Annotated in this window: 21 protein-coding genes; 20 read left to right on the forward strand and 1 reads right to left on the reverse strand. The window is 29.1% G+C overall.

The features are described 5' to 3' along the window. Nucleotide 1: 1 nt before the first annotated feature. From OD917_RS03695 to OD917_RS03790, 20 genes are all read left to right on the forward strand, one after another. Entirely contained in the window at nucleotides 2-907 is a 906-nt protein-coding gene (locus OD917_RS03695) for a DUF1574 domain-containing protein (RefSeq protein WP_263522185.1), read from the forward strand. A 7-nt stretch (nucleotides 908-914) separates the two neighbouring features. Next, a complete protein-coding gene (locus tag OD917_RS03700) occupies nucleotides 915-2081 on the forward strand; it encodes an acylneuraminate cytidylyltransferase (protein ID WP_263522186.1) in 1167 nt (388 codons plus the stop codon). Continuing rightward, nucleotides 2068-2943 (forward strand): N-acetylneuraminate synthase family protein, encoded by an 876-nt coding sequence (locus OD917_RS03705; RefSeq protein WP_263522187.1) that lies wholly within the window; start codon nucleotides 2068-2070, stop codon nucleotides 2941-2943. Before OD917_RS03700 ends, OD917_RS03705 begins: the two co-directional genes overlap by 14 nt. A 100-nt stretch (nucleotides 2944-3043) precedes the next feature. Further along, nucleotides 3044-4441 (forward strand): UDP-glycosyltransferase, encoded by a 1398-nt coding sequence (locus tag OD917_RS03710; RefSeq protein WP_263522188.1) that lies wholly within the window; start codon nucleotides 3044-3046, stop codon nucleotides 4439-4441. A gap of 6 nt (nucleotides 4442-4447) precedes the next feature. Further along, nucleotides 4448-5875, forward strand: a complete 1428-nt coding sequence (locus tag OD917_RS03715; protein WP_263522189.1) for an MBOAT family O-acyltransferase — start codon at nucleotides 4448-4450, stop codon at nucleotides 5873-5875. 13 nt (nucleotides 5876-5888) lie between these two features. Then, nucleotides 5889-6851 carry a hypothetical protein gene (locus OD917_RS03720; RefSeq protein ID WP_263522190.1) on the forward strand — a complete coding sequence of 321 codons (963 nt, stop codon included), beginning with the start codon at nucleotides 5889-5891 and terminating at the stop codon, nucleotides 6849-6851. A 1-nt stretch (nucleotide 6852) separates the two neighbouring features. Next, complete coding sequence (locus tag OD917_RS03725; protein WP_263522191.1) at nucleotides 6853-8286, forward strand: MBOAT family O-acyltransferase; 1434 nt, start codon at nucleotides 6853-6855, stop codon at nucleotides 8284-8286. Then, the gene (locus OD917_RS03730; RefSeq protein WP_263522192.1) at nucleotides 8286-9167 is read left to right on the forward strand and encodes a hypothetical protein; all 882 of its coding nucleotides are present in this window, start codon (nucleotides 8286-8288) and stop codon (nucleotides 9165-9167) included. The genes OD917_RS03725 and OD917_RS03730 overlap by 1 nt, the downstream gene beginning before the upstream one ends. A gap of 214 nt (nucleotides 9168-9381) precedes the next feature. Further along, entirely contained in the window at nucleotides 9382-10065 is a 684-nt protein-coding gene (locus tag OD917_RS03735; protein WP_263522193.1) for a hypothetical protein, read from the forward strand. Further along, the gene (locus tag OD917_RS03740) at nucleotides 10052-11152 is read left to right on the forward strand and encodes an acyltransferase family protein (RefSeq protein WP_263522194.1); all 1101 of its coding nucleotides are present in this window, start codon (nucleotides 10052-10054) and stop codon (nucleotides 11150-11152) included. Before OD917_RS03735 ends, OD917_RS03740 begins: the two co-directional genes overlap by 14 nt. 33 nt (nucleotides 11153-11185) lie before the next feature. Further along, a complete protein-coding gene (locus OD917_RS03745) occupies nucleotides 11186-12340 on the forward strand; it encodes a glycosyltransferase family 4 protein (RefSeq protein ID WP_263522195.1) in 1155 nt (384 codons plus the stop codon). Continuing rightward, nucleotides 12340-13869 carry a glycosyltransferase family 2 protein gene (locus OD917_RS03750; RefSeq protein WP_263522196.1) on the forward strand — a complete coding sequence of 510 codons (1530 nt, stop codon included), beginning with the start codon at nucleotides 12340-12342 and terminating at the stop codon, nucleotides 13867-13869. Before OD917_RS03745 ends, OD917_RS03750 begins: the two co-directional genes overlap by 1 nt. 17 nt (nucleotides 13870-13886) lie before the next feature. Further along, nucleotides 13887-14873, forward strand: coding sequence for a hypothetical protein (locus OD917_RS03755; RefSeq protein ID WP_263522197.1), 987 nt, complete (start codon nucleotides 13887-13889; stop codon nucleotides 14871-14873). 16 nt (nucleotides 14874-14889) lie between these two features. After that, complete coding sequence (locus OD917_RS03760; protein WP_263522198.1) at nucleotides 14890-15906, forward strand: glycosyltransferase family 47 protein; 1017 nt, start codon at nucleotides 14890-14892, stop codon at nucleotides 15904-15906. Next, the gene (locus OD917_RS03765; RefSeq protein WP_263522199.1) at nucleotides 15903-16898 is read left to right on the forward strand and encodes a glycosyltransferase family 2 protein; all 996 of its coding nucleotides are present in this window, start codon (nucleotides 15903-15905) and stop codon (nucleotides 16896-16898) included. The genes OD917_RS03760 and OD917_RS03765 overlap by 4 nt, the downstream gene beginning before the upstream one ends. Nucleotide 16899: 1 nt before the next feature. Then, nucleotides 16900-17889 carry a glycosyltransferase gene (locus OD917_RS03770; RefSeq protein WP_263522200.1) on the forward strand — a complete coding sequence of 330 codons (990 nt, stop codon included), beginning with the start codon at nucleotides 16900-16902 and terminating at the stop codon, nucleotides 17887-17889. A 1-nt stretch (nucleotide 17890) separates the two neighbouring features. After that, a complete protein-coding gene (locus tag OD917_RS03775; RefSeq protein WP_263522201.1) occupies nucleotides 17891-19009 on the forward strand; it encodes a glycosyltransferase in 1119 nt (372 codons plus the stop codon). Further along, nucleotides 19006-20094, forward strand: a complete 1089-nt coding sequence (locus OD917_RS03780; RefSeq protein ID WP_263522202.1) for a glycosyltransferase family 4 protein — start codon at nucleotides 19006-19008, stop codon at nucleotides 20092-20094. The genes OD917_RS03775 and OD917_RS03780 overlap by 4 nt, the downstream gene beginning before the upstream one ends. Before the next feature lie 15 nt (nucleotides 20095-20109). Further along, a complete protein-coding gene (locus OD917_RS03785) occupies nucleotides 20110-21450 on the forward strand; it encodes an O-antigen ligase family protein (protein ID WP_263522203.1) in 1341 nt (446 codons plus the stop codon). Nucleotides 21451-21517: 67 nt separating this feature from the next. Further along, complete coding sequence (locus OD917_RS03790) at nucleotides 21518-22912, forward strand: sugar transferase (RefSeq protein ID WP_263522204.1); 1395 nt, start codon at nucleotides 21518-21520, stop codon at nucleotides 22910-22912. Between the two features lie 3 nt (nucleotides 22913-22915). Here OD917_RS03790 and OD917_RS03795 read toward each other — a convergent pair whose 3' ends face one another. Continuing rightward, the gene (locus OD917_RS03795) at nucleotides 22916-24052 is read right to left on the reverse strand and encodes a DUF4105 domain-containing protein (RefSeq protein ID WP_263522205.1); all 1137 of its coding nucleotides are present in this window, start codon (nucleotides 24050-24052) and stop codon (nucleotides 22916-22918) included. Nucleotides 24053-24071 lie beyond the last annotated feature (19 nt).

Genomic DNA, 24071 nt, shown 5'->3' on the forward strand with positions numbered 1-24071 from the left:
TATGAAAAGATTTTTACTAAGGGTTTTATTATTTAGTTTAATCTTTTTTGCATTAGATAAACTATTTTATATTTTTTTATTCATAGCGCCTAAACTAGAAGAAGACCATAGACTTGAGCTTCTGTTAAATGGGAAGATTAATAAAGAATTAATTGTAATGGGATCCTCCAGAGGCGCTTACAATATTATTGCAGAGCAAATTGAAAAGGAAACAGGAAAAACAGCTTATAATATTTCGTATGCAGGTTCGAATGTTCAATTTCATTTGTTTTTATTGAAAACACTATTGAAATTCAATAATAAGCCCAAAATGATAGTTCTTTCTTTGGATGATCCATATGAATTTTTATATATCAAAACACTCAATTATAGATACGATAAAATGTATCCTTTAGCGAAGTATAATTATATAAATGATGAATTGATTAGGCTGGATGACAAAAGTAAATTTTCAAAAATTTTCTGTCTAGCAAGGTTAAACCGGAATAGTTTTAATTTTAGAAAAAAAGGAGTGACTAAAGAGAGTCCAATTTTAGAATGCGGATCGATGCCTTTTTCAATAGAATCTGGAAAGAATAATTTTAAATTTGATGACAAAAAAGTTCGTTATCCAGTTAAGGAAGAACTTAAAGATAAAAAGAAAGCATTTCTTGAGTTTCAAAGGATTTGTAAAGAAAACAATATAAAATTAATTTATTGTTTTGCTCCTAATTTTAGAGTTTATAATTCAACACTCGAAAATAGGATAAAAGACATTTCATTGCCAGAAAATCGACTTTTTGTTTATGATACTACAGATTTTAGATATAAAAAGATAGAATATTTTCACGATGAATCGCATCTTAATATAAGAGGCGCGAAGCTGTTTACCAGTGAATTAAGTAAATTCATAAATTTGAATAAATAACAATAAGATGAAAAAAACCGCCATAATTCCACTTCGTAAGAACTCTAAAGGAATTCCAGGAAAGAATAAAAAAAAGATGCTTGGACGCCCACTTTTTTCATGGGTTTTGACTGAAGCAATTTTTTCTGAATTAGATGAGGTATACGTTTTTACAGACGATCAGGAAATTATAGATTATATTAAAAGAGAATATTTTTGGACTTCAAAAGTAAAGACACTTTTAAGAAATGATGAAAATGCTTCAGACACAGCATCGACAGAAAGCGCTATGCTAGAATTTGCAGAACTTGTAAAGAATGATTTTGACTTGTTATGCTTATTGCAAGCAACTTCTCCAATGACAAAAGCTCAGGATATTAATGCAGTGCTAAATGAAGTTCTTGTTAATAAAAAAGAATCAGCATTAACGGTCGTAAACACACATCGTTTTATTTGGAATGCAGACGGAACCCCCAGCAATTATGATGTTTTTAAAAGACCGAGACGTCAAGATTTTGATGGATTGCTTATTGAAAATGGAGCAGTATATGTTACTACAAAAGAAGCTTTTCTAAACTCAAAAAACAGAGTAAGCGGTTCAATTGGTTTAGTAAAAATGCCAGAGGAATCTTTGGTAGAAATCGATAGTTTATCTGATTGGGAAATTATCGAAAAATTATTAGGTGATCGTCAGAAAAAAATGAAAGTGCATCAACGTATTGATTATTTAGTTTTAGATGTAGACGGCGTTTTCACCGATGGATGTGTTTATTATGACGCAAATGGAGAAATGGCTAAAAAATTTGATATGCGTGACGGAATGGGATTGGAAATTTTAAGGCAAAATAATGTTGAAGTGATCGTAATGACCTCAGAAAATTCTGAATTAGTTGCGCAGAGAATGAAGAAATTGCAGATTAAACACACTTTTTTAGGAGTTAAAGATAAATTTTCCTTTTTAACACATTTTCTTTCAGAGAGAAATAGTAGTTTTGGCGCCGTTTCGTATGTGGGCGATGACGTAAATGATTTAGCTAATATTTGCAGTGTTGGGTGGTCATTTACTCCTGCAGATGCGACAGATATTGTTAAGGCAAATGCAGATTATGTGTTAACTCATAAATCAGGAGCTGGAGCAATAAGAGAAACTTGTGAAATTTTATTAAAGTACAATAAACGTTATGAAGGAATTTAAAAAACCTTATGTGATTGCCGAAATTGGATGCAATCATAAAGGTGAAATGGAAATAGCAAAAGAATTAATTAAGATTGCAAAAATCTTCGGAAACGCAGATGCAGTAAAATTCCAAAAACGTAATAATAAAGAGCTTCTTACAGAAGAGCAATATAATGCTCCACACCCAAATTTTTCTAATTCTTATGGAGAGACTTATGGTGCGCATAGAGAGTTTTTAGAATTCAATGTTGAACAGCATAAAGAATTAAAGGCATATTGCGATGAAATCGGAATTACTTATTCAACATCGGTTTGGGATACGACTTCAGCAAAAGAGATCGCATCCTTAAATCCAGATTTTATTAAAATTCCTTCAGCTTGTAACAATAACTTCGAAATGCTAGAATGGCTTAGCGAAAATTATTCAGGCGAAATTCATATTTCAACAGGAATGACAACTAAAGATGAAACAGATACTTTGGTTGATTTTTTCACTAAAAAAGGCAGAAACCAAGATTTAGTTTTATATAACTGTACATCAGGTTATCCAGTTCCTTTTGAAGATGTGTGTCTTTTGGATATTAATATTTTAAGACAAAAATACGGTCACTTAGTAAAACATATTGGTTTTTCAGGACATCACTTAGGAATTGCTGTAGATATGGCTGCGTATACTTTAGGAGCTAATATTATTGAAAGGCATTACACTCTTGACAGAACTTGGAAAGGTACTGATCATGCGGCTTCTTTAGAGCCAATGGGTTTACGTAAACTTACAAGAGATTTAAGTGCAGTTTATCAAGCTTTAACTTTTAAATCTGCTGATATTTTGCCAATCGAACAAGTTCAAAGAGATAAACTAAAAAATAAAAAAGTATAAGTTTATAAGGATTTCTACTGAAACTAATTATTGCCTTAACTTTTAACAGAAGCTAAATGAAGATGTAAAAATTTTCGCATTAGATTCTATTTAAATTGAAATGAAAAAAAACATATTTATCTTTTTACCTGACGGAGTTGGACTTCGAAATTTTGCCTTAACCTCTTTTAAAGAAATTGGAGAAAAAAATAATTTCGATATTACCTATTGGAATAATACGCCATTTTCTATTACAGAGAAATTAGGTTTTAAAGAATTGAAGATCCAGGAAAAATCAGTGCATCCTTTGACTATAGTTTATAGTCGTGCACGTAAAAGAATGGAGCTGAATTTTTTTGACAAGAAGTTTAATGAAATAGTTTACAACACTTATAATTTTCCACAATCTTATAAAGGGATAAATAATGCTGTAAAAAGCATAATGGTTGATGTTCTGACGGCTTTTGGGTCTAATGAAAAAGGAATCAAGTTTGTTCGTGAGCAAATAAAAAAGGGCGAACGCACTACCAGTAAATATAAAGAAAGCAAAAAACAGTTGGAAGAACACAAACCTGATTTTGTGTTCTGTACCAATCAGCGTCCAACTCAAGCGATTGCTTCTATTTTGGCGGCACAGGATTTAGGAATTCCAACAGGAACTTTTATTTTTTCGTGGGATAATCTTCCAAAAGCAACAACTTTAGTAGAAACAGATTACTATTTTGTGTGGAGTGAACACATGAAAAAAGAGGTTTTAATGTACTGTCCGTATGTAAAAGAGGAACAGATTTTTATTACTGGAACTCCTCAATTTGAAAGCCATTTTGATAAAACTCTTTTGCAATCAAAAGAAGAGTTTTTTGAAGCACATAATCTAGACCTTAATACAAAATACATTTGTTATTCTGGAGATGATATCGTGACTTCTCCTTTAGATCAATATTATTTAGAAGATTTAGCATTATCAGTTAGAGAGTTAAACCAAAACGGATATTCTTTAGGAATCATTTATAGAAAATGTCCTGTCGATTTTACCGATCGTTACGATGAGGTTTTAAATAAATATAAGGATGTAATTGTGAACATAGATCCATTATGGAGTCCTGTTGGGCAAAGCTGGAACGAGATTATGCCAACAAAAGAAGATTTTGCATTACAGACAAATATTTGTGAATACACAGAATTTGTAGGCAACATTGCTTCTTCTATGGTATTTGATTTCTCTGCACATGATAAATCTTGTCTATTTTTTGATTACGAACAGCCACAATTAAAAAAAGGAATCCGTGATATTGGGCAAAATTATAAATACATCCATTTTAGATCAAAACCTTCTGAAGAGGCAGCTTTGTGGGTGAGAAATAAAAAGGATTTAACAGCTATTGTTAAAAACATTATTGACGGAAAAACTTCAAGTGTAAAAGAGAGTAAAAAATGGTTCGAGATTATTGTTGGACCAAATCCTACTAAAGCATCTGAAAAAATCTGGGAAAGTATAAATAGTCTTTTAAAGAAATAATTATTTATGTTTTTTAACTCCTTGGCATTTGCCATTTTTTTGCCGATTGTTTTTTTTCTGTATTGGTTTGTTTTTAATAAAACTAAAAGTACACAGAATGCCTTATTAATCGTTGCAAGTTATTATTTCTATTCTTGCTGGGATTGGAGATTCTTATTCTTATTGGTTTTCTCTACATTTCTAGATTATTTTACAGGAATTCAAATCGAAAAAAGTAACTCCGAAAAAGGAAGAAAGTTTTGGTTCTGGCTTAGTATTTCAGTAAACTTAGGGTTTTTAGGAATTTTTAAATACTATAATTTCTTTGCATCTTCATTTGCAGAACTGTTTACTTCTTTTGGATTTAAAGTAAGTCCATTTTTGCTAAACGTGATTCTTCCGGTAGGGATTTCGTTCTACACTTTCCACGGTTTATCTTATGTAATCGATATTTATTATAAAAGAATAAAAGCCGAATATAACTTTATTGATTATTCTTTGTTTGTGAGCTATTTTCCGCTTTTAGTTGCAGGACCAATAGAAAGAGCTACTCATTTACTACCACAGGTTAAAGTAAAAAGAGAATTTAATTTTGAAAAAGCTAAAGAAGGATTGAGTCAAATTATCTGGGGACTTTTTAAAAAAGTGGTCATTGCAGATACTTGTGCAATTTATGCCAATACTATTTTTGATCACTATAATTCGATGGACTCCTTATCTCTTATTTTAGGGACAATTTATTTTGCATTTCAGATTTATGGTGATTTTTCTGGTTACTCAGATATAGCGCTTGGAGTTTCTAAACTTTTTGGAATAGATTTATTGCGAAATTTTAATTATCCATATTTTTCAAGAGATATAGCCGAGTTTTGGCGCCGCTGGCATATTTCACTTTCCTCTTGGTTCCGAGATTATCTTTACATTCCGCTTGGAGGAAGTAAAGGTGGACTTTGGATGAAAATCCGAAATACATTCATCATTTTTATAGTTAGCGGATTTTGGCATGGGGCCAATTGGACATACTTAATGTGGGGATTAATAAATGCAATCTACTTTTTACCATTACTATTATTAAGAAAAAATAGAAATAATACGGATGAAGTAGATATTGAATTTAGCTTTTCGTCACTAAAAACTTTGTTTAACATTTTATTTACTTTTGGTCTAACTTGCTTTGCATGGATTTTTTTTAGAGCAGAAAATATTTTTACGGCTTTTAATTACATTCAAAGAATCTTCGAATTTAATATTGATTTTCAAAATCTAAAGGAGCAAATAAGTTTTACAACAACATTTGTTTTACTTTATTTGGTTTTACTAGAATGGAATAACAGAAAAATAGAGTGTCCTTTAAATGGTAAGTTTTCTAAAGTTAAAATATTGGCCGCAATTGTATTGATTCTACTTTTGGGAGAATTTAATATTAAAAATAACTTTATTTATTTCCAATTTTAATATCCATTTGTAGATGAAATCTTTCTTAAAATATCTTCTAGAAATTTTATTTATTGCTTTAATTGTTTGTTTTGGACTTCAATATTTCTCAGATAATGGTTTAAAAAAATTAAAAGAAACTAAGATTAATGATTGGCAAAATATAATAGAGGGCAAAATTAATAGTGACGTAATTATAAATGGGTCATCTAGAGCTTTTGCTGGTTATAATCCCCAAGTTATAGGGGAAGTGTTAGATCGAAATTGTTTTAATATTGGTTTTAATGCTGGTGGCTACAATTTGCAACAATCAAAATTTGACATTTATCTAAAAAAAAATAAAAAGCCTAAAATGATAATTCAGAATATAGATTTATCTCATTTTTTTAAAAATACTGAGTTGCCAGATGAATGGCAGTTTACACCTTTTATAAACAATGAAATGATTAATTCGTTTGTGGTAAAATATGATAGCAAATATAAATATTTGCCATATGTTCCATTGTTGAAATACAATCAGAATTTTAAATTATTAAAAAAAGGTATCATTGCTAATTTTTCAAACTCAGTTGAAAAGAATGAAAAAACTATTAATGGATTCTCACCACAAGAGAGGATTTTTAAAATAGACTATCATAATCTTGAAAGAATAAAAAAAGATAAGTACGATTTTAATGAGATCGACTTTAGAAAAGAAATTAAAGAAATGGTTTATTTTTATTTTCGAAGATTAGATAAGGATACAAAAGTTATTTTTGTTTGGGCACCAGAACATAAGTTAAGATGTTCTTTGCTTTTTCCTGAAAAAGGTAAAATTCTAATCGATGAATTAAATAGGATTGAAAGTAATAATAAAAACTTTCAGTTTATTGATATGCGTGTCAATGAAATATCTAATCATGATGAATATTATTATGATACTTATCATTTAAATGCAACGGGAGCCAATATATTCTCAAAAGAATTGGCAGTAAAAATTAAAGAAATTTTAAATTAATATGTTTTTTAACTCCTTGGCATTTGCCATCTTTTTGCCAATTGTTTTTTTTCTGTATTGGTTTGTTTTTAATAAAACTAAGAGCACACAAAATGCCTTATTAATCGTTGCAAGTTATTATTTCTATTCTTGCTGGGATTGGAGATTCTTATTCTTATTAGTTTTCTCTACATTTCTAGATTATTTTACAGGAATTCAAATCGAAAAAAGTAACTCCGAAAAAGGAAGAAAGTTTTGGTTCTGGCTTAGTATTTCAGTAAACTTAGGGTTTTTAGGAATTTTTAAATACTATAATTTCTTTGCATCTTCATTTGCAGAACTGTTTACTTCTTTTGGATTTAAAGTAAGCCCATTTTTGCTAAATGTGATTCTTCCGGTAGGAATTTCATTCTATACTTTCCACGGATTATCTTATGTAATTGATATTTATTATAAAAGAATAAAAGCCGAATATAACTTTATTGATTATTCTTTGTTTGTGAGCTATTTTCCGCTTTTAGTTGCAGGACCAATAGAGAGAGCGACACATCTACTGCCAGAATTAAAGGAAAAACGTGAGTTTAATCTTGAAAAAGCAAAAGAAGGTGTCTATCAAATTGTTTGGGGATTAGTAAAAAAAGTGGTCATTGCAGATACTTGTGCAGTATATGCTAACGCTATTTTTGATCATTATCCTTCCATGAATTCTTTTTCATTAATTATGGGAGCAATTTATTTTGCATTTCAGATTTATGGCGATTTTTCAGGATATTCAGATATTGCGCTTGGAGTTTCTAAATTATTTGGTTTAGACTTATTACGAAACTTCAATTACCCCTATTTTTCAAGAGATATAGCCGAGTTTTGGCGTCGTTGGCATATTTCGCTTTCATCTTGGTTTAGAGATTATTTATATATTCCTCTTGGTGGAAGCAAAGGCGGACTTTGGATGAAAATCCGAAATACATTCATCATTTTTATTGTCAGCGGATTTTGGCATGGTGCCAATTGGACATATATTGTTTGGGGATTTATAAATGCTGTTTATTTCCTTCCGTTATTACTTTCAAATAGTAATAGAAACAATATGGATTCCATAATTCTAAAATGGAATCTTGATTCTGTGAAAGTATTATTTAGTATTCTAACCACATTTTTATTGACTTGTATTGCTTGGGTATTTTTTAGAGCAAGAACTATTACAGATGCTGTTTTGTATTTAAAAAGAATATTCACAAATGGCGAGTTTAGCCCTCAGTATTTAGATAATGAACGATATAATTATGAATTATTATTGATGATTGGTCTGTTTGTTTTAGTAGAATGGAATAATAAAACTAAAGTAGAACCAATTTCAGGAAAAAGAAGTTGGCTAAAAATGGCGCTGGCTATTATGGCAATTATTGCTTTCGGAACTTATTCTGATTATAAAGAATTTATTTATTTCCAGTTTTAATGAAGAAGTTTTTATTATACATATTAGGAATTTTTCTTTTAACAGTTCTGATTGCAGTTCTCTTGGACGGATTGTATACTTATGTTTTTATGCAATCAAAAAATCGTGGAAAAATAGAAACTGTTTTCAATTCTACAGCAAAGAAGTACGATGTGGTGATTTTAGGTTCTTCAAGAGCGAATAACCATTTTGTTTCTCAAATGTTTGAAGACAAAGGATTAAAAACGTTTAATTACGGAATGAGTGGCGGACATTTATTTGAAGCATCTTTAATGTTAAAATTGATGATAGAAAGAAAATATGAAATCAAAAATATAATTCTTGAAGCCGATTTAAATCTTTCAAATGACCAAGAATCTGAAGGAGTTGCAACAAAATTTCTGCCTTATATTCATTGCTCAAAAGTTATAAAAGATCATTTTTCGACAGAAGAAAACTTTAACGAATTGTATTATATTCCTTTTTACAGATATGTAAAGTTTGATTCTAAAATTGGTTTTAGAGAAGTTTACAAAATAGAAGTAAATGAAAAAACAAATGCTTTGGATAACTTAGGATATTATCCATTAGAAAAACACAAAAATGGCAATATGAAAAACAATATTGTCAATCTAAATCCTTTGCCACACAATAAATATTACGAAGAAATAAAAAATATCTGTAAAAAAAACGACATCAATTTTATTGCTGTTATGACGCCAATGTGTGAAAATGTAGTTGGAATGAATTATTTTGATAAAGTAAAAAAAGCATATCCAGAAATTCACAATTACGAAAATATAGTTGTAGAGAATAAATACTTTTCTTCATGCGGGCATATGACAAATGCCGGAGCTCGATTATTTACAGCAAGAATTATCAAAGATTTTTTTGGGAAATAACCAATATAAGGCAATGAAGAATTTTTTACTTTATGTATTCAAAATTTTAGTACTAACTATTGTTTTGATGTTTGTAATGGACAAAGTTTATTCATATGCTTTTCTCCAATCAAATAAAAGAAGTAAAATTAGCTTTATCTACAATTCACCGCCAACAAATTATGATGTTGTAATATTGGGCTCGTCTAGAGCAAATAATCATTTCGTGACAAAAATGTTTACAGATAAAGGGTTAAAAACATTTAATTTCGGAATGCAAGGCTCTAAACTATTTGAATCTGATTTGGTTCTGAAATTACTTTTAGAAAAAAAGAATAAAATAAAAAATGTAATAGTTGATGTTGATGTCACACTAAAATCTGAAAATAAATCAGATGGAACTTTTTTAAAGTTTTTGCCCTATTTTAATGAATCTTATGTAATTAGGGAGCATTTTAAAGAATTGGATGATTTTAATAGTTTTTATTATATCCCTTTTTATAGATACTTAAAATTTGACTCAAAAATTGGTTTTAGGGAAATGTTTTTTTCTGTCTTAAATAAAAAAAGCAATGAAATTGATAATGGAGGATATGGTCCGTTGCCTGAAAATAATGGAAACTTAAATACAGAAGTTTTAGATTATCAACCACACAGGAATAGATATTATGAAGAAATTAAAAAAATCTGTAAAGTGAATAATATAAATCTCATTGCAATTATGACACCTATGTGTGAAAAAGCTATAGTTAACAATTACTTCAAAAAAGTTAATCAGCTATATCCTGAAATCTACAACTACGAGAACATTGTGACTGAAGATAAATACTTTTCGTCATGTGGGCATATGAACGATATGGGAGCGAAAGTTTTTACAGCAAAAATTTTAAACGATTTTTTTAGTCATGAATGTAATTAAGTTAGAAAAGTTAGATTACATCGATGTTATTAGAGGTATAGCCATTTTAATGGTAGTAATTACCCATACTGCTCAGCAAGGATTGGTTAAATTGCCTCATCTGTTATCTGTATTTCTAAGTTTTGGAGCAAGAGGTGTGCAGCTTTTCTTTATTGCCAGTGCTTTTACTTTATTTCGATCGTATAAAAAAAGAAATAAAATTGAAAAAAGTCCAGTTAAAAACTTCTTCATCAGACGATTTTTTAGAATTGCGCCAATTTATTATTTAGGCATTATATATTATATATTTAGGATAATGTACAATCTACCGTATTGGCAGGCAAGTCAACCTCATATAACTATTGGTAATGTGATTTCCAACTTTTTTTATTGTCATGGTTTAAGTCCTTACTGGATTAATAGTCTTGTTCCAGGTGGATGGTCCATAACAGTCGAAATGTTTTTTTATATTCTTTTTCCTTTCTTGTTTAAAAGAATAGAAAATATAAACTTTGGATTTATATTTTTAAACCTTACTTTATTAGTTAAATTGGTTTTACAGGAGTTTTTCCAGTATGGAAATTTCATTTCAGATACCTATTTGTGGCGAGAATTCATTTTCTATTATTTTCCAAGTCAATTACCAATTTTCGCATTAGGTATAATTTTATATTTTCTAATTGAAAATCCTGATAATATAAAATTGGTTAAGACTAAACATTTTGCCTTTTTTTTCATTTTGCTTCCATTGCAAATTGGATCGAAATTCGATTTTCTATATTTAAATCATATAATTTTTGGTATAATCTTCGTAGTTTTTGCTCTTCTTTTGAGTAAAGAAAAACTTAATTTTTTATCTAAACCAATTATACGATATATTGGCAAAATAAGTTTTAGTATTTACATAATACATTTTATAGTTATAGCATGGTTAGCTAGGTTTCATTTAATTGATTTCTGCAACAACGGCTTAATTAATTTACTCTTACGATTTATATTAATCTTGTTTTTTTCAGTTCTTATTTCAACTTTAACTTATCGTTTAATTGAAATCCCTTTTCAGAATTTGGCTAAAAGAATAATTCTAAAGACAGAAAATGATAATTAAAATAAAAAACTGTTTTTTCAAAAACAATTATATATGCATATAGCTTTTTTAACGCCTGAATTTCCTCATCCTCAAGTTGCTTATGCTGCTGGAATAGGAACTAGTATAAAAAATCTTACTACAGCATTAAGTAATGAAAATATTAAAGTTACTGTTTTTGTTTATGGCCAGAAAAAACAAGAGATTTTGGAAGAAAATGGAGTTACGATTCATTTAATTCAAAATAAAAAATATAAACTTTTTGGTTGGTTTTTTCATCGAAAATATATTCAGAATTATATCAATTCAGTTATTAAAAAAGAAAATATTGAATTGCTTGAAGCTCCCGACTGGACTGGTATTACTGCTTTTATGAATTTAGATGTACCTCTAGTAATTCGCTTTCACGGAAGTGATACTTATTTTTGTCATTTAGAAAATAGAAAGCAGAAAAGTAAGAATTTTTGGTTTGAAAAATTAGCTATAAATCAAGCCAAAGCTTTTATTTCACCAACAAAATTTACAGGAGAGGTTTCAAAAAAACTTTTTAATATAAAAGGAAAAGAAATCATAACCATTCATAACGGTTTGGATCTTGAAAATTTTAAAAATGAATTTCCTAAAGAATTTGAAAAAAAACTGATTTTATATATTGGAACTCTGATTAGAAAGAAAGGAGTTTTAGAACTGCCTGAAATTTTGAGTAAAGTTCGTAATGATATTCCAGACGCTAAATTAGTTTTAATAGGTACAGATTCGTTCGATATAAAAACAGGTTCAAAATCAACATGGGAACTAATGAAAGATTTGTTTACTGAAGAGGACTTGAAGAATGTAAACTATTTGGGTAAAATTCCGTACAATGAAGTTCAAACTTATATAAAGAAAGCAAATGTGTGTGTGTTCCCAACTTTTGCAGAAACGTTAGGAATGGTTACAATAGAATCAATGGCCATGCAAAAAGCTGTTGTAAATAGTAATATCGGCTGGGCACAAGAGCTTATTGTAGATGAAGAAAGTGGCTATTTGGTTTATCCTTCAAATCATGATCTTTATTCAAATCGAATTATTCAATTACTAAAAGACAATTCACTTTGTCAGGAGATTGGAGAAAAAGCTAGAATTAAGGTAGAATCTCAGTTTGATATCAATAAACTGGTGAAAGAAAATGTAGAATTTTATAAAAAGATAATCAATAAGAAAATTTAATGGTAGTTGTTTGTCATCAAAATAATAAGGTTGTAAAAGTTTGCAAAGATGGAGAAGCTATTTCATTTGAAACTTCTTTAAATATTGCCTCAACTTTAATGACATTGGCGAAAAAATTCCCAACAGATAGAATAATCTGGAGTCATATTACTATAGAATCTAATATAAATTGGGAGGCTCTAGATGCAATTTTTCATCATGATAGAATCATGGCATCTTTCAATAAGGATGTTGAAGAATATTTTTCTAACGGTATCGGATATATTGATGAGTCTGCATTTTTAAATGTTAATAAAAAGGTTAGTTATCCGACTTGGTTAACTAGCAGTGCCGTGGGCGGAATTAGCTCTAAAGCGCTTTTGCAATTTGAAAATAAGATTAAGTTAGGAAATGACTTTGATTATTTCTTGCATAGTTTAGCAAAAATAGCATCTATAAAAGGACTGTTTTGCTATTCAGAGCCAAGACTCGTTATTGATAAAACAATTTCAATTCCAATAAAAAAAGCAAATATTTACACCTTATTTCAGTTCGCGAAACAGCATTATCGTACACGCTGGGTATTCATACTGTTTTTAAATTTCTTAATTTTTGAAAAACGCTTTCCAATAGTTCCTTTATTATTTTCTTTACGATTTAAAAAACGAAACAAAATCAACATTGATTGGTCTGAAATACCAGTTCTGTCAAAATTAAAAATTGTGGAATCTAAAACTATTGATGTTATCATTCCAACAATTGGCAGAAAAACTTATTTATATGACGTTCTAAAAGATCTATCTCAACAGACTCATTTACCAACTAATGTAATTATTGTAGAACAAAACCCAATTCCAGAAAGTATAAGCGAGTTAGATTACTTAACTAAAGAGGAATGGCCATTTATTGTTAAACACATTTTTACGCATCAATCTGGTGCTTGTAATGCTCGAAATCTAGCTATGAACCAAATTTCAAGTGAATGGGTATTTTTTAGTGATGATGACATAAGATGCGATAAAAATTTGATTAAAGATATTTTTTCTAAAATAAGACAGTACGGAATTTCTGTCGTAACAACTTCTTGTTTACAAAAACATGAAAAATTAGTCTATAAAGATATTCATCAAACTGGCATTTTTGGTTCTGGATACAGTTTTGTAAAATCAAGCTGTTTAGTTAATGTTTCCTTTTCAATGGCCTTAGAATTTGGTTACGGTGAAGATTTTGATTTCGGAATGCAACTACGACAACAAGGTTTTGATGTAATCTATTTTCCTGATCCAGCTATTTTGCATTTGAAAGCTCCTTTTGGCGGATTTAGAATTAAACCTCATTTTCCTTGGACTGATGAAAAATATCAGCCAAAGCCATCTCCAACAATTATGTATACAAAACAGAAATATTTGAATCAAAAACAAATTAATGGGTATAAACTTAGGCTGTTTATAAAATCCGTAAGAAAAGAATCTCTTTTTAAGTGGGCTGATTTTTATGTTTCATTTAAAAGAGGATGGAATTTAAGTGTCGATTGGAGTAAAAAATTATAAGAATGCAATAGTTTATTTTGAAACTAGAAAAATTTAAAGAAGTGAACAATTATATGAAGTTACTCAGAAAGAAAATTGCACGTTTTTACAAACAATTGATTTTACTAAAATACTATTCTAAGAAAATTGTTTTTTCTAACAAACAAGAAAAAACAAAGATTGTAATCTGTTTTGATGGTAATTTGCCACATGGAGGATTAGTAGATAGGTTAAAAGGTATAATTTCTTTGTATGAGATTTCTAAAATTTTAGATTTTGAATTTAAAATTTTCTTCACACATCCATTTGAATTAACAAACTTTTTAGAAGCAAACGCAATTGATTGGATTATCAATGAAAAAGAACTTAAATACAATATTTTTAACTCTAAAATTGTTTATTTAATTAATGATTTTAAAATAGCGCCTCTTCAAATTTTTGAGAAATCTAAAGCAAAAACTTTTTTTGTTTATTGCAATGTGGATTATTTAACTAAGTTGTATCCGACTAAAAATGATCAGGAGATAAAATTTATTTGGAAAAATAATTATGATCATTTATTTAAAACCTCAAATTATCTACAAGAAAAATTAAATATTCTTAGTTTTGAACCAAGGATAGCGTTCCATACTAGATTTACTACACTAATGGGAGATTTTTCAGATTCAACAAAAATGATTTTGAATGAAAAAGAAAAGTTAGATTTAACACAAAAAGTTATAAAAGCTATTAATGATAAAGCAAAGCAATATCCTGATAAAGTAGCATACGTGTTTTCTGATAGTGATTTTTTTTTAAATCATGTTAGGACCACAACTAACTATAAGACTTTGGAAGGAGTCCCAAAACATATAGAAAATAATAATTCTGATGCTGATTATCATTCTAAAACATTTCTTGATTTTTATTATTTAGCGGGAAGTGAACTTGTGTTTTTAGTAACAATTGACCAGATGTATTATAGTAGCTTTTCAAAATATGCTGCTATAATAGGAGGTAGTGAATTTAACGCCATAATAAATTAAAGATAATTTCTAAAGTATGGTAAAGATATATACAGAACAAAGCTTTTTAAAAGAGAACAATAGAAAAAGAATATTTCCTTTATTATTTGATATGGCTTATCAGCCAAATAATAATGCAATATCAAATTTTATTTTAACAGATTCTCTTTCTCAAGCAGATGTTGCAATTTTTCCTGTAGATGTTGTTTCTTTTTTAAAAAACGATAAGAACAATTTTTTTCATAATTGGATTGCAAAAATGTCACAAAATAAAGTACCGATTTGGATTTATACTGCTGGCGATTTTGGATTTACTTTTAAGAATGAAAATGTTTTGACTTTTAGAATGGGAGGTTTTAATTCGAAGTTACCACACAATACTTGCATATTGCCTTCCTTTGTAAATGATCCGTATGATAAAATTTTAAAAGACAATTTTTTTGTGCTTCCCAAGAAAGAAAGACCAAGTATTGGTTTTGTAGGCAATGCAAATGGTTCTTTCTTTAAATTTCTTAAAGAGTTTATTCTCTATTTAAAAAGGGTTATCATTAATTTAGGATATCGATATCCTGAAGATTATCATCCTTTTTATCCAGCAGGAAAAAAAAGATATAAACTTCTCTATAAAATTCAAAAAGATAAAAGAATTCAAAGTGATTTTATTTTTAGAGATAAATATAGAGCAAGAAATGAAAATAAAGAGAAAACAACATTTGAGTTTTTTAAAAACATTCAGGATAATTTATATACTTTTTGCCTGCGCGGAAATGGAAATTTTTCTGTTCGATTTTATGAAGCATTAATAATGGGTAGAGTTCCTGTTTTAATTAATACAGATGTAAGGCTTCCATTAGAAGATTTAATTGACTGGAACAAACACTGTGTGATAGTTTCAGAAGATTCGATAATTCAAGACTTATTAAACTTTCATTCTTCTAAAACAGGATTAGAACTTGAAGAAATACAAACGAATAATCGAAAATTAGTATTGGAAAGATTAAACAGGGTCGATTACTTTGTTCAAATTAGTAATAAATATTTAGAAAGTAAATGAAGTTTTCTCTAATTATCTGTACTTATATGCGTCCTGAGCCGTTATTAAAATTGTTAATTTCGGTTCAAAATCAAATTTTATATCCAAATGAAATTTTAATTATTGACGGATCACTTGATGACAGAACGAAACTTGCTCTAGATAATAAGGAATTCAAAAATTTAAAATATTTTTTAGTCTCCAAAGAAGAAAGAGGATTAACGAAACAGCGTAATTATGGTATTTCCAAATTAGATGCTACAAGCGATATTGTATGTTTTTTGGATGATGATATTGTTCTAGAACCTAATTATTTTCAAAATTTATTAAATACATACCTTTTATTTCCTAAAGCATTAGGAGTAGGAGGCTATATTGCAAATGAAATAAAATGGGACATAATTCCTGAAAATTATAAGTTCAAGATTAATGAATTCTATTTTGATGGATGGAAACGAAAGGATGGAAGTCGTTTTGTACTAAGAAAAAAACTGAATTTAGACAGTAATACTCCTCCAGGATTTTCACCTAATTTTTCTCATGGAAGAAGTGTTGGATTTTTACCTCCAAGCGGAAAGATTTATGAATCAGAACAATTAATGGGAGGCGTTTCGTCTTTCAGAAAATCAGTATTTGAGGAGTTTTCATTTTCAACTTATTTTGAAGGGTATGGTTTATATGAAGATGCAGATTTTTGCTTAAGATTGGCGAAAAAAGGGAAATTATACCTTAATACAGAAGCAAAGCTAAATCATTATCATGATCCTGCGGGTAGACCAAACCAATTTCACTACGGCAAAATGGTAGTTAGAAACGGATGGTATGTTTGGCGAACAAAAAATCCTAATCCAATTTTGAAAGATCGTTTGAAATGGAATGCTATTACATTTTTATTGATTTTGATACGATTTACAAATGTTATTAATGGAGCTGAAAAAAAAGCTGCTTTTACAGAAGCAATAGGGCGAGTTGTTGGATGCTTTAGCCTAATTTTAAATAAACCTAAAAAGTAAAATGAAAGAAAAAAAAGTAAAAGTTTATGTTTATGGACTTTGCAATATATTCTATGATGCATATTATCTTCAAGGATTAAATGAAATTTATAAGAATTTTGAGTTTAATGTATCAAAGTTTCCGGCATTTAGCCAAGGCACATTTGCGGTAATTATTGAAGAAGGAAATCAATCAAAAAAAATAATCATAGATTCAAGAGATTCTAGTGAAATTAGCACAGCAGAACTTGAATGGTGCGATGTTTACGGAAAAATAAATTATAACAGTAAGGAGCTTCCAGTTAATCATGATAAAAATATTGTTCCTATTGGTCCAAGTTTTGGGGTTAAAATCTGGAATTTAAGTGAAACATTGTATTTTTTAAGTCTCAATTTTATTAGGTTCAGAAAGAACATTACAAATAAAAAAGAGTTTATAGCAAATTATTGGAGACAATATAAAAGGCTAGAACTGAAAAAATACCAACATGTAAAATCTTCTTCGAATGAAATCTTTTTTATGAATTCAATTTGGAAAAAAGAAAGTGAAACGAATGAGAATAGGGCTTTATTTATTGAAACATGTAAAAACAATTCGAATCTTATTTTTGAAGGAGGCTTTGCAGCTAGAACTAATGGCGACAATTTAGGTTTTGATAAATTAGTTTATTCAAAAAAAATTCCGCTTAATATTTATATTGAAAAAATTAAAAACTCTGCATTTGTATTTAATACACCAGCTGTTCTTTCTTGCCATGGTTGGAAATTAGGAGAATTTTTAGCTCTTGGAAAAGCAATTATTACAACTCATCATTATAATGAATTGCCTGCAGTTTTAGAGAATGAAAAGCATGTTTTGTATATTGGAAATAAAGACGACTTGCAAAAAAACATTAAGAAATTGATAGATGATCCAATCTTTAAAGATAGTTTAGAATTGGAAAGCCGAGAATATTTTGAAAAATATTTAGCGCCTCAAAAAGTTATTTTAAGATTAGTAGAAAGAAACTAGAATGAATTTTTTAATAATAACACATGTCAATCATATTCATAAAGACAATCAATATTTTGGTTATGGACCATATATTGGAGAAATGAACATTTGGTTGAAATATGTAAATAAAGTAACAATTGTTGCTCCATTAAAAAATGGAAATATTTTGCCTATTGATCTATCTTATCAATGCGATAATATAGATTTTAAAAACGTTCCAGATTTTAGTTTTACGTCTTTAAAAAGCAGAATAATATCAATTTTTAAATTACCGATCATTTTCTGGAATATCTATATGGCAATGAAAAAAGCAGATCATATTCATTTAAGATGTCCAGGTAATATGGGATTAGTCGCTTGTTTTGTTCAAATTCTATTTCCAAAGAAAATAAAAACTGCTAAATATGCTGGTAACTGGGATCCAAATAGCCAGCAACCTTGGACATATCGATTACAGAAGTATTTGCTAAAAAATACTTTCTTGACCAAAAACATGACAGTTTTAATTTACGGTGATTGGAAAAACCAATCTAAAAACATCAAATCTTTTTTTACAGCTACTTACTCTGATTCAGAAAAAGAGATAATCGATAAAAGCAACACTAATTTGTTTTTTAAGTTTCTTTTTGTTGGAAGTTTAGTGGATGGGAAAAGACCTTTGTATGCAATAAAATTGATTGAAGGCTTGATTAAAAAAGGTTACAATGTCACATTAGATTTATATGGAGATGGTGTAAAAAGAAATTCTCTTGAAAACTATATTCAGACTAACAATTTAGAGAAATATATTTTCTTAAAAGGAAATCAAAATAGAGAAACTTTAAAAAAGGCATATAAAGAAAATCATTTTGTTGTATTGCCATCAAAAAGTGAAGGTTGGCCTAAAGCAATTGCAGAAGGAATGTTTTGGGGATGTGTTCCTATTGCTACTAAAGTTTCGTGCGTTGCGTCGATGTTAGATTTTGGGAATAGAGGAATTATGTTAGAAATGAATTTAGAAAAAGATTTAAATGAAATTTCGCAAATAATTGAAAATGAAGGAGTTTTTACAAATAAAAGCAAATTAGCTGCGATTTGGTCGCAAAAATATACAACTGATATTTTCGAAAAAGAAATTAAAGCATTGTTGCAAGTATGAGAATCGTACAAATAATAGATTCCTTAGAAACTGGAGGAGCAGAAAGAATGGCCGTAAATTATGCCAATGCACTTTCGGAGAAAGTTGAATTTTCGGGTCTAATAGCAACTCGTAAAGAAGGTTTGCTTTTAGGTTATTTAGATGAAAAAGTATCATATTTATTTTTGAAAAAAAAATCAAGTATTGATCCAAAAGCTCTTTCTAGATTGATTAATTATCTAAAAATAAATAAAGTAGAAGTAATTCATGCACATAGTTCTTCTTTTTTTATTGCTGCTTTAGCCAAAATTTTTGTTCCAAAGATTAAAATTATATGGCATGATCATTACGGTATTTCTCAAGATTTAGATTCTAGAAAAAACTTGATGTTGAAAATAGCGTCATTTTTATTTTTAGGAATTATTTCAGTAAACGATTATCTGAAAAAATGGGCTCTAGATTATTTACATTGCCAGAATGTTTCTTATTTTCCTAATTTTATAATTGAATCGGCAGATTCGTCAGGTAATTTTCAACTAAAAGGAATTGATGGTAAAAGAATAATTTGCGTAGCCAATTTGCGTCCGCAAAAAAATCATGAACTATTGATAAATGGTGCGCAAATACTTCATCAAAAATTTCCAGAATGGTCATTTCATTTAATTGGTAAAGATTTTTATGACGACTATAGTAAAAATCTTGCAAAAAAAGTAAATGATCTTCAGCTTACTGAAACAGTATTTTTCTATGGAGAGATGAATAATACACAAAATTTACTAAGACAATCTGAAATTGCTGTTTTGACTTCTCACTCGGAGGGACTTCCTTTAGCTGTTTTGGAATATGGATTGTCGAGCTTACCAGTTGTTGCAACAGATGTTGGCGAAGTAAAAAAAATTATACAGTCTCCACAAGAAGGTTTGTTAATAGAATCAAATAATTTGGAACAATTTGTAAAAGCTGTTGAATATTTGATAGAACAAGAAGAAACGAGAAAAATAATGGGAAAAAAGCTGTTTTCTCTAGTTGAACAGAATTTTAGTGAAAAATCAATTTTGAGTGGGTACATCGCATGGTTGAAATCTTTAACTACTTTTGCGAAATAAACTGTTATTTATTAAATGAAAAATACAAAATTTAATTATATATCATTAATCATTCTGCATATTGTAATCGCATTTGCTGTTTTTGCACTTCCTTTCTTGTCCAAAATTTATGCTTTTCTGATTCCAGTTATTGGTGCTTTTTTTGTTTTTAAAAATAAAAATAAAAACAATGAAGTATTGTATGTAAGTGCTTATCTAGTAGGAGCTGAGGTTTTTTTACGTATGACGGGTGGGAATTTTAACAATGAGTATGTTAAATATTTAGTCATTTTTTTTATGATTTGCGGTATGATTTTTAGTAATTTTTCTAAAAATGCCGTCGTATATTCATTTTTTTTGATATTGCTTTTACCAGCTGTGTTAATTACTACAGAGACGGCAAACTTTGATATTAACATTAGAAAAATTTTAGCATTTAATTTATCTGGACCTTTTTGTTTAGCTATATGTGCAACTTATATGATTAATAGAAAGATTGTATTTAATGATCTCCAGAATGTGTTAAAATCAATTGGTTTTCCCATAATAACAACTACTATTTATCTGTTTCTATATACGCCAAGCATAAAAGAGGTTGTTACAGGAACCCAATCAAATTTTGCAACTTCGGGAGGGTTTGGTCCTAATCAAGTTTCTACAATATTAGGATTAGGCATATTTGTTTTTTTTACACAATTAATTTTATTTTCAAAAACTAAAAAAGATATTTTTATTAATGGAGGTTTACTTATCTTCATAAGTTATAGAGGTATTGTAACTTTTTCAAGAGGAGGCGTTTTTACTGCAATAGCCATGATTATTTGTCTTTTTGCCGTTGTTTATTATTTCTCTAATGCTAGAGGAAAGAGTAAATTTATTGTCGTTTTTGCTTTAACGGGTTTAATGTCTATTGGAATATGGACTTATACTACCTTACAAACACATGGACTTATTGAGAAACGATATGCTAATAAAGATGCTCGTGGGAGAGAGAAAAAAGATCGTTTAGGGGGTAGGGAAGAAGTTATGAATGCAGAAATAAATTTGTTTTTAAATAATCCTATTTTTGGCGTAGGAGCTGGAATGAGTAAATTTGAGAGAGTTGAAGAATTAGGACAAGAAGTGGCCTCACATAGTGAAATTACACGGCTAGGTGCAGAACACGGAGTATTTGGCATTTTTGCGTTTTTAATTCTTTTTTTTACACCAATTGTGTGTTATTTAAATAATAAGCAACATTTGTATTTTCTATCATTTTTTATATTTTGGTTACTGACCATTAACCATGCAGCTATGAGAATTGCTGCACCAGCGTTTGTTTATGCATTATCACTCTTATCAGTTCATATAAAAATTCCGGAGGAAACAGAAAATTAATAGGTTAGTTTTATTTTTTTACGATACATTTGCCGTGCCCAATAATCATATTTAAAACCTATTAGTGATGTTTTCAAAAAAGAAAATGCATTTCGAGATTTCGGAAAGAAAGGTTCTACTTTGTCTTTTCGATGCTGCATTTATATTTACAGCTTTGTTTCTATTGAGTTTACTTTTTGATTATCGATATTATTCTTTAAATGAAAATAGGTTTCTCAAATCTTTCTTGCTGATTGGTTATGTATATGTTTTCGGAGCAATTTTCGAAATGTATAATTTGCAAACAGCCAGCAATCAGTTTCAGATTCTGAAAAGTGTTATTCTAACCTCACTTACCGCTGTAACAGTATATTTATTTACGCCGGTTTTATCTCCAGAACTTCCTAAGCAAAGGGTCGTAATCGTAATTTTTTATTTTGCTGTTTTAAGTGCATTGCTGTTATGGCGCTTTTTCTATGTTTACTTTTTGGCATCACATCGTTTTTCTCAAAATGTGGTTTTGATTTGTGACCAAAGCGAGGTTGAAGATTTAGTTTTAGGATTAGAAAATGTCGATCCGCATTATAAAATTATTGGTTTTGTAAACTCCGATTCAGTTTCAGATGAAAATCTAGATTTTCATTATGTAAAAGAAATAAAAAAAGAAGATTTGGAGCATTTTGTAACCACACACAATGTTTCGGAAATTATAATCGCATCACAAAAAACAGATGGTATCACAACCGATTTGTATCAGCAATTGCTTCACCTGTTAGAAAACGGAAACATTATCAGAGAATATACGCAAGTTTACGAAAGTAAAACGCAACGAATTCCTGTACACTACATTGGTAGGGATTTTTATCGTTTCTTCCCATTTAGCAGAAGCAATAATAATAAATTGTATTTATTGCTGATTCGATTAATGGAACTTTTCTTTTCTTTTCTCGGACTTGTATTCTGTGCTATTTTTATTCCAATCATTGTCGTCGGAAATCTTTTTGCCAATAAAGGAAGTCTTTTTTATACTCAAGAAAGAGTTGGTAAAAATGGAGTTGTTTTCAAAATTTATAAATTCAGAACCATGACCGAGAATTCGGAAACCAATGGTGCTGTTTTTGCAACTCATAATGATAAAAGAGTTACTCCGTTTGGTAAATTTATGCGAAAATCAAGAGTTGATGAACTTCCTCAATTTATTAATGTTTTAAAAGGCGATATGGCTGTAATTGGTCCAAGACCTGAAAGACCTTTCTTTGTTGAAGAAATTGCAAGTGTAATGCCTTTTTATGAAACGCGACATGTAATTAAACCGGGACTTACAGGCTGGGCGCAGGTAAATTATTCGTACGGAGAATCGATCGACGAAAGTTTGATAAAACTTCAATACGATTTATATTATATCAAGCACAGAAGTGTATTTCTGGATCTTAGTATTACTTTCAAAACCATTACTACAGTTTTATTCTACCGAGGCCAATAATATCTAAATTATAATCGGAATTGGTCTTTTATTGCGAATTGCAGTTCGTACCAGTACAATTCCACTTGTGAAAATTAATGGTAAAGTGATAAAGAAATGTGCTTTGTTAATTAAAAACAAAAAGTAAACCACTAAAAGTACAAAGTTGATTAGCGAAAATCTATAAGTCCATAATTTGTTTTTGAAAATTGAGAACAAAACCAAAACCAATAAAAGCGGACTAAATAATAGAACATTATAATTCATCGCCAGTTCTTGGTGAAAAGAATAAAATCCCATTGTAACAAAGAATATTCCCATTAGAGATAAAATCAAAAAATAGATTTTATCAACAGTTTTATTTCTTGCTAATACTACAAAAAGTAAAATAACGAGATAAGTATAGATATTATTCCACCAAGATTTTGGAGTTTCTTTAGTAAATTCCAGTAATGTTTTGCTTTTGGCAACCAAAGGTTTATTTTGGAAAGTAGTTTTCTCTAAACTGTTTTTTAATTCAAAAGGAAGAAAAATTCTTGTCCCCATTTGATCAACTTTAGTTCCGAAAATAATACTCGTGCCTAATTGATCGTAGAAATGACCATCGAAGTATGGAAATAGAATAGAGCGATAAGTTCTGTCAGTATCCTCTTTTTTAGTAATTACATTTTGTCCTAATGATTTATTGATGACATCCACAACCATCGATGTACAGTTTTTATCAATAAATTTATAAGTATATGATCTTTCTTCAGAAAATAGAGCTTTGTTCAAATTATCAAAAATTGTTTGTTTTAAAGCAGAAGAAATAAGAAGTTCTTGTTCGTAAACACTTCTTTTATCATCATTATAATCATTTAAAAAATCAGGAAAAGGATGCGCTACAATAAAATACTGTAAATCACCTTTTGCAAATTTGGCAACGAAGTTTGGCGTTCTAAAATCAAAAGCGCCATAATTGTAAACAATATCAACATTGTTGACTGGATCAGCAACGCGAATTGCTGTATGTCCAAAATATGAATAAGTTTCATTTCCAAGTCCGCAAGTAAGAACACTTATTTTAGCCTCTTTTGATAAAGGTATACTTTGGCTAAAACCAATAAAACTTACAAATAAGAAGAAAATAAAAAGTGTTTTTTTGAACATGACAGTTTTCATGATTAATTTTTTAAAGATT

It is taken from the genome of Flavobacterium sp. SH_e, assembly GCF_025717045.1.
Classification (GTDB): domain Bacteria; phylum Bacteroidota; class Bacteroidia; order Flavobacteriales; family Flavobacteriaceae; genus Flavobacterium.

Coding starts and splice junctions, on each gene's coding strand:
- OD917_RS03695 (WP_263522185.1), top strand. CDS start 2: ATGAAAAGATTTTTACTAAGGGTTTTATTATTTAGTTTAATCTTTTTT.
- OD917_RS03700 (WP_263522186.1), top strand. CDS start 915: ATGAAAAAAACCGCCATAATTCCACTTCGTAAGAACTCTAAAGGAATT.
- OD917_RS03705 (WP_263522187.1), top strand. CDS start 2,068: ATGAAGGAATTTAAAAAACCTTATGTGATTGCCGAAATTGGATGCAAT.
- OD917_RS03710 (WP_263522188.1), top strand. CDS start 3,044: ATGAAAAAAAACATATTTATCTTTTTACCTGACGGAGTTGGACTTCGA.
- OD917_RS03715 (WP_263522189.1), top strand. CDS start 4,448: ATGTTTTTTAACTCCTTGGCATTTGCCATTTTTTTGCCGATTGTTTTT.
- OD917_RS03720 (WP_263522190.1), top strand. CDS start 5,889: ATGAAATCTTTCTTAAAATATCTTCTAGAAATTTTATTTATTGCTTTA.
- OD917_RS03725 (WP_263522191.1), top strand. CDS start 6,853: ATGTTTTTTAACTCCTTGGCATTTGCCATCTTTTTGCCAATTGTTTTT.
- OD917_RS03730 (WP_263522192.1), top strand. CDS start 8,286: ATGAAGAAGTTTTTATTATACATATTAGGAATTTTTCTTTTAACAGTT.
- OD917_RS03735 (WP_263522193.1), top strand. CDS start 9,382: ATGTTTACAGATAAAGGGTTAAAAACATTTAATTTCGGAATGCAAGGC.
- OD917_RS03740 (WP_263522194.1), top strand. CDS start 10,052: ATGAATGTAATTAAGTTAGAAAAGTTAGATTACATCGATGTTATTAGA.
- OD917_RS03745 (WP_263522195.1), top strand. CDS start 11,186: ATGCATATAGCTTTTTTAACGCCTGAATTTCCTCATCCTCAAGTTGCT.
- OD917_RS03750 (WP_263522196.1), top strand. CDS start 12,340: ATGGTAGTTGTTTGTCATCAAAATAATAAGGTTGTAAAAGTTTGCAAA.
- OD917_RS03760 (WP_263522198.1), top strand. CDS start 14,890: ATGGTAAAGATATATACAGAACAAAGCTTTTTAAAAGAGAACAATAGA.
- OD917_RS03765 (WP_263522199.1), top strand. CDS start 15,903: ATGAAGTTTTCTCTAATTATCTGTACTTATATGCGTCCTGAGCCGTTA.
- OD917_RS03770 (WP_263522200.1), top strand. CDS start 16,900: ATGAAAGAAAAAAAAGTAAAAGTTTATGTTTATGGACTTTGCAATATA.
- OD917_RS03775 (WP_263522201.1), top strand. CDS start 17,891: ATGAATTTTTTAATAATAACACATGTCAATCATATTCATAAAGACAAT.
- OD917_RS03780 (WP_263522202.1), top strand. CDS start 19,006: ATGAGAATCGTACAAATAATAGATTCCTTAGAAACTGGAGGAGCAGAA.
- OD917_RS03785 (WP_263522203.1), top strand. CDS start 20,110: ATGAAAAATACAAAATTTAATTATATATCATTAATCATTCTGCATATT.
- OD917_RS03790 (WP_263522204.1), top strand. CDS start 21,518: ATGTTTTCAAAAAAGAAAATGCATTTCGAGATTTCGGAAAGAAAGGTT.
- OD917_RS03795 (WP_263522205.1), bottom strand. CDS start 24,052: ATGAAAACTGTCATGTTCAAAAAAACACTTTTTATTTTCTTCTTATTT.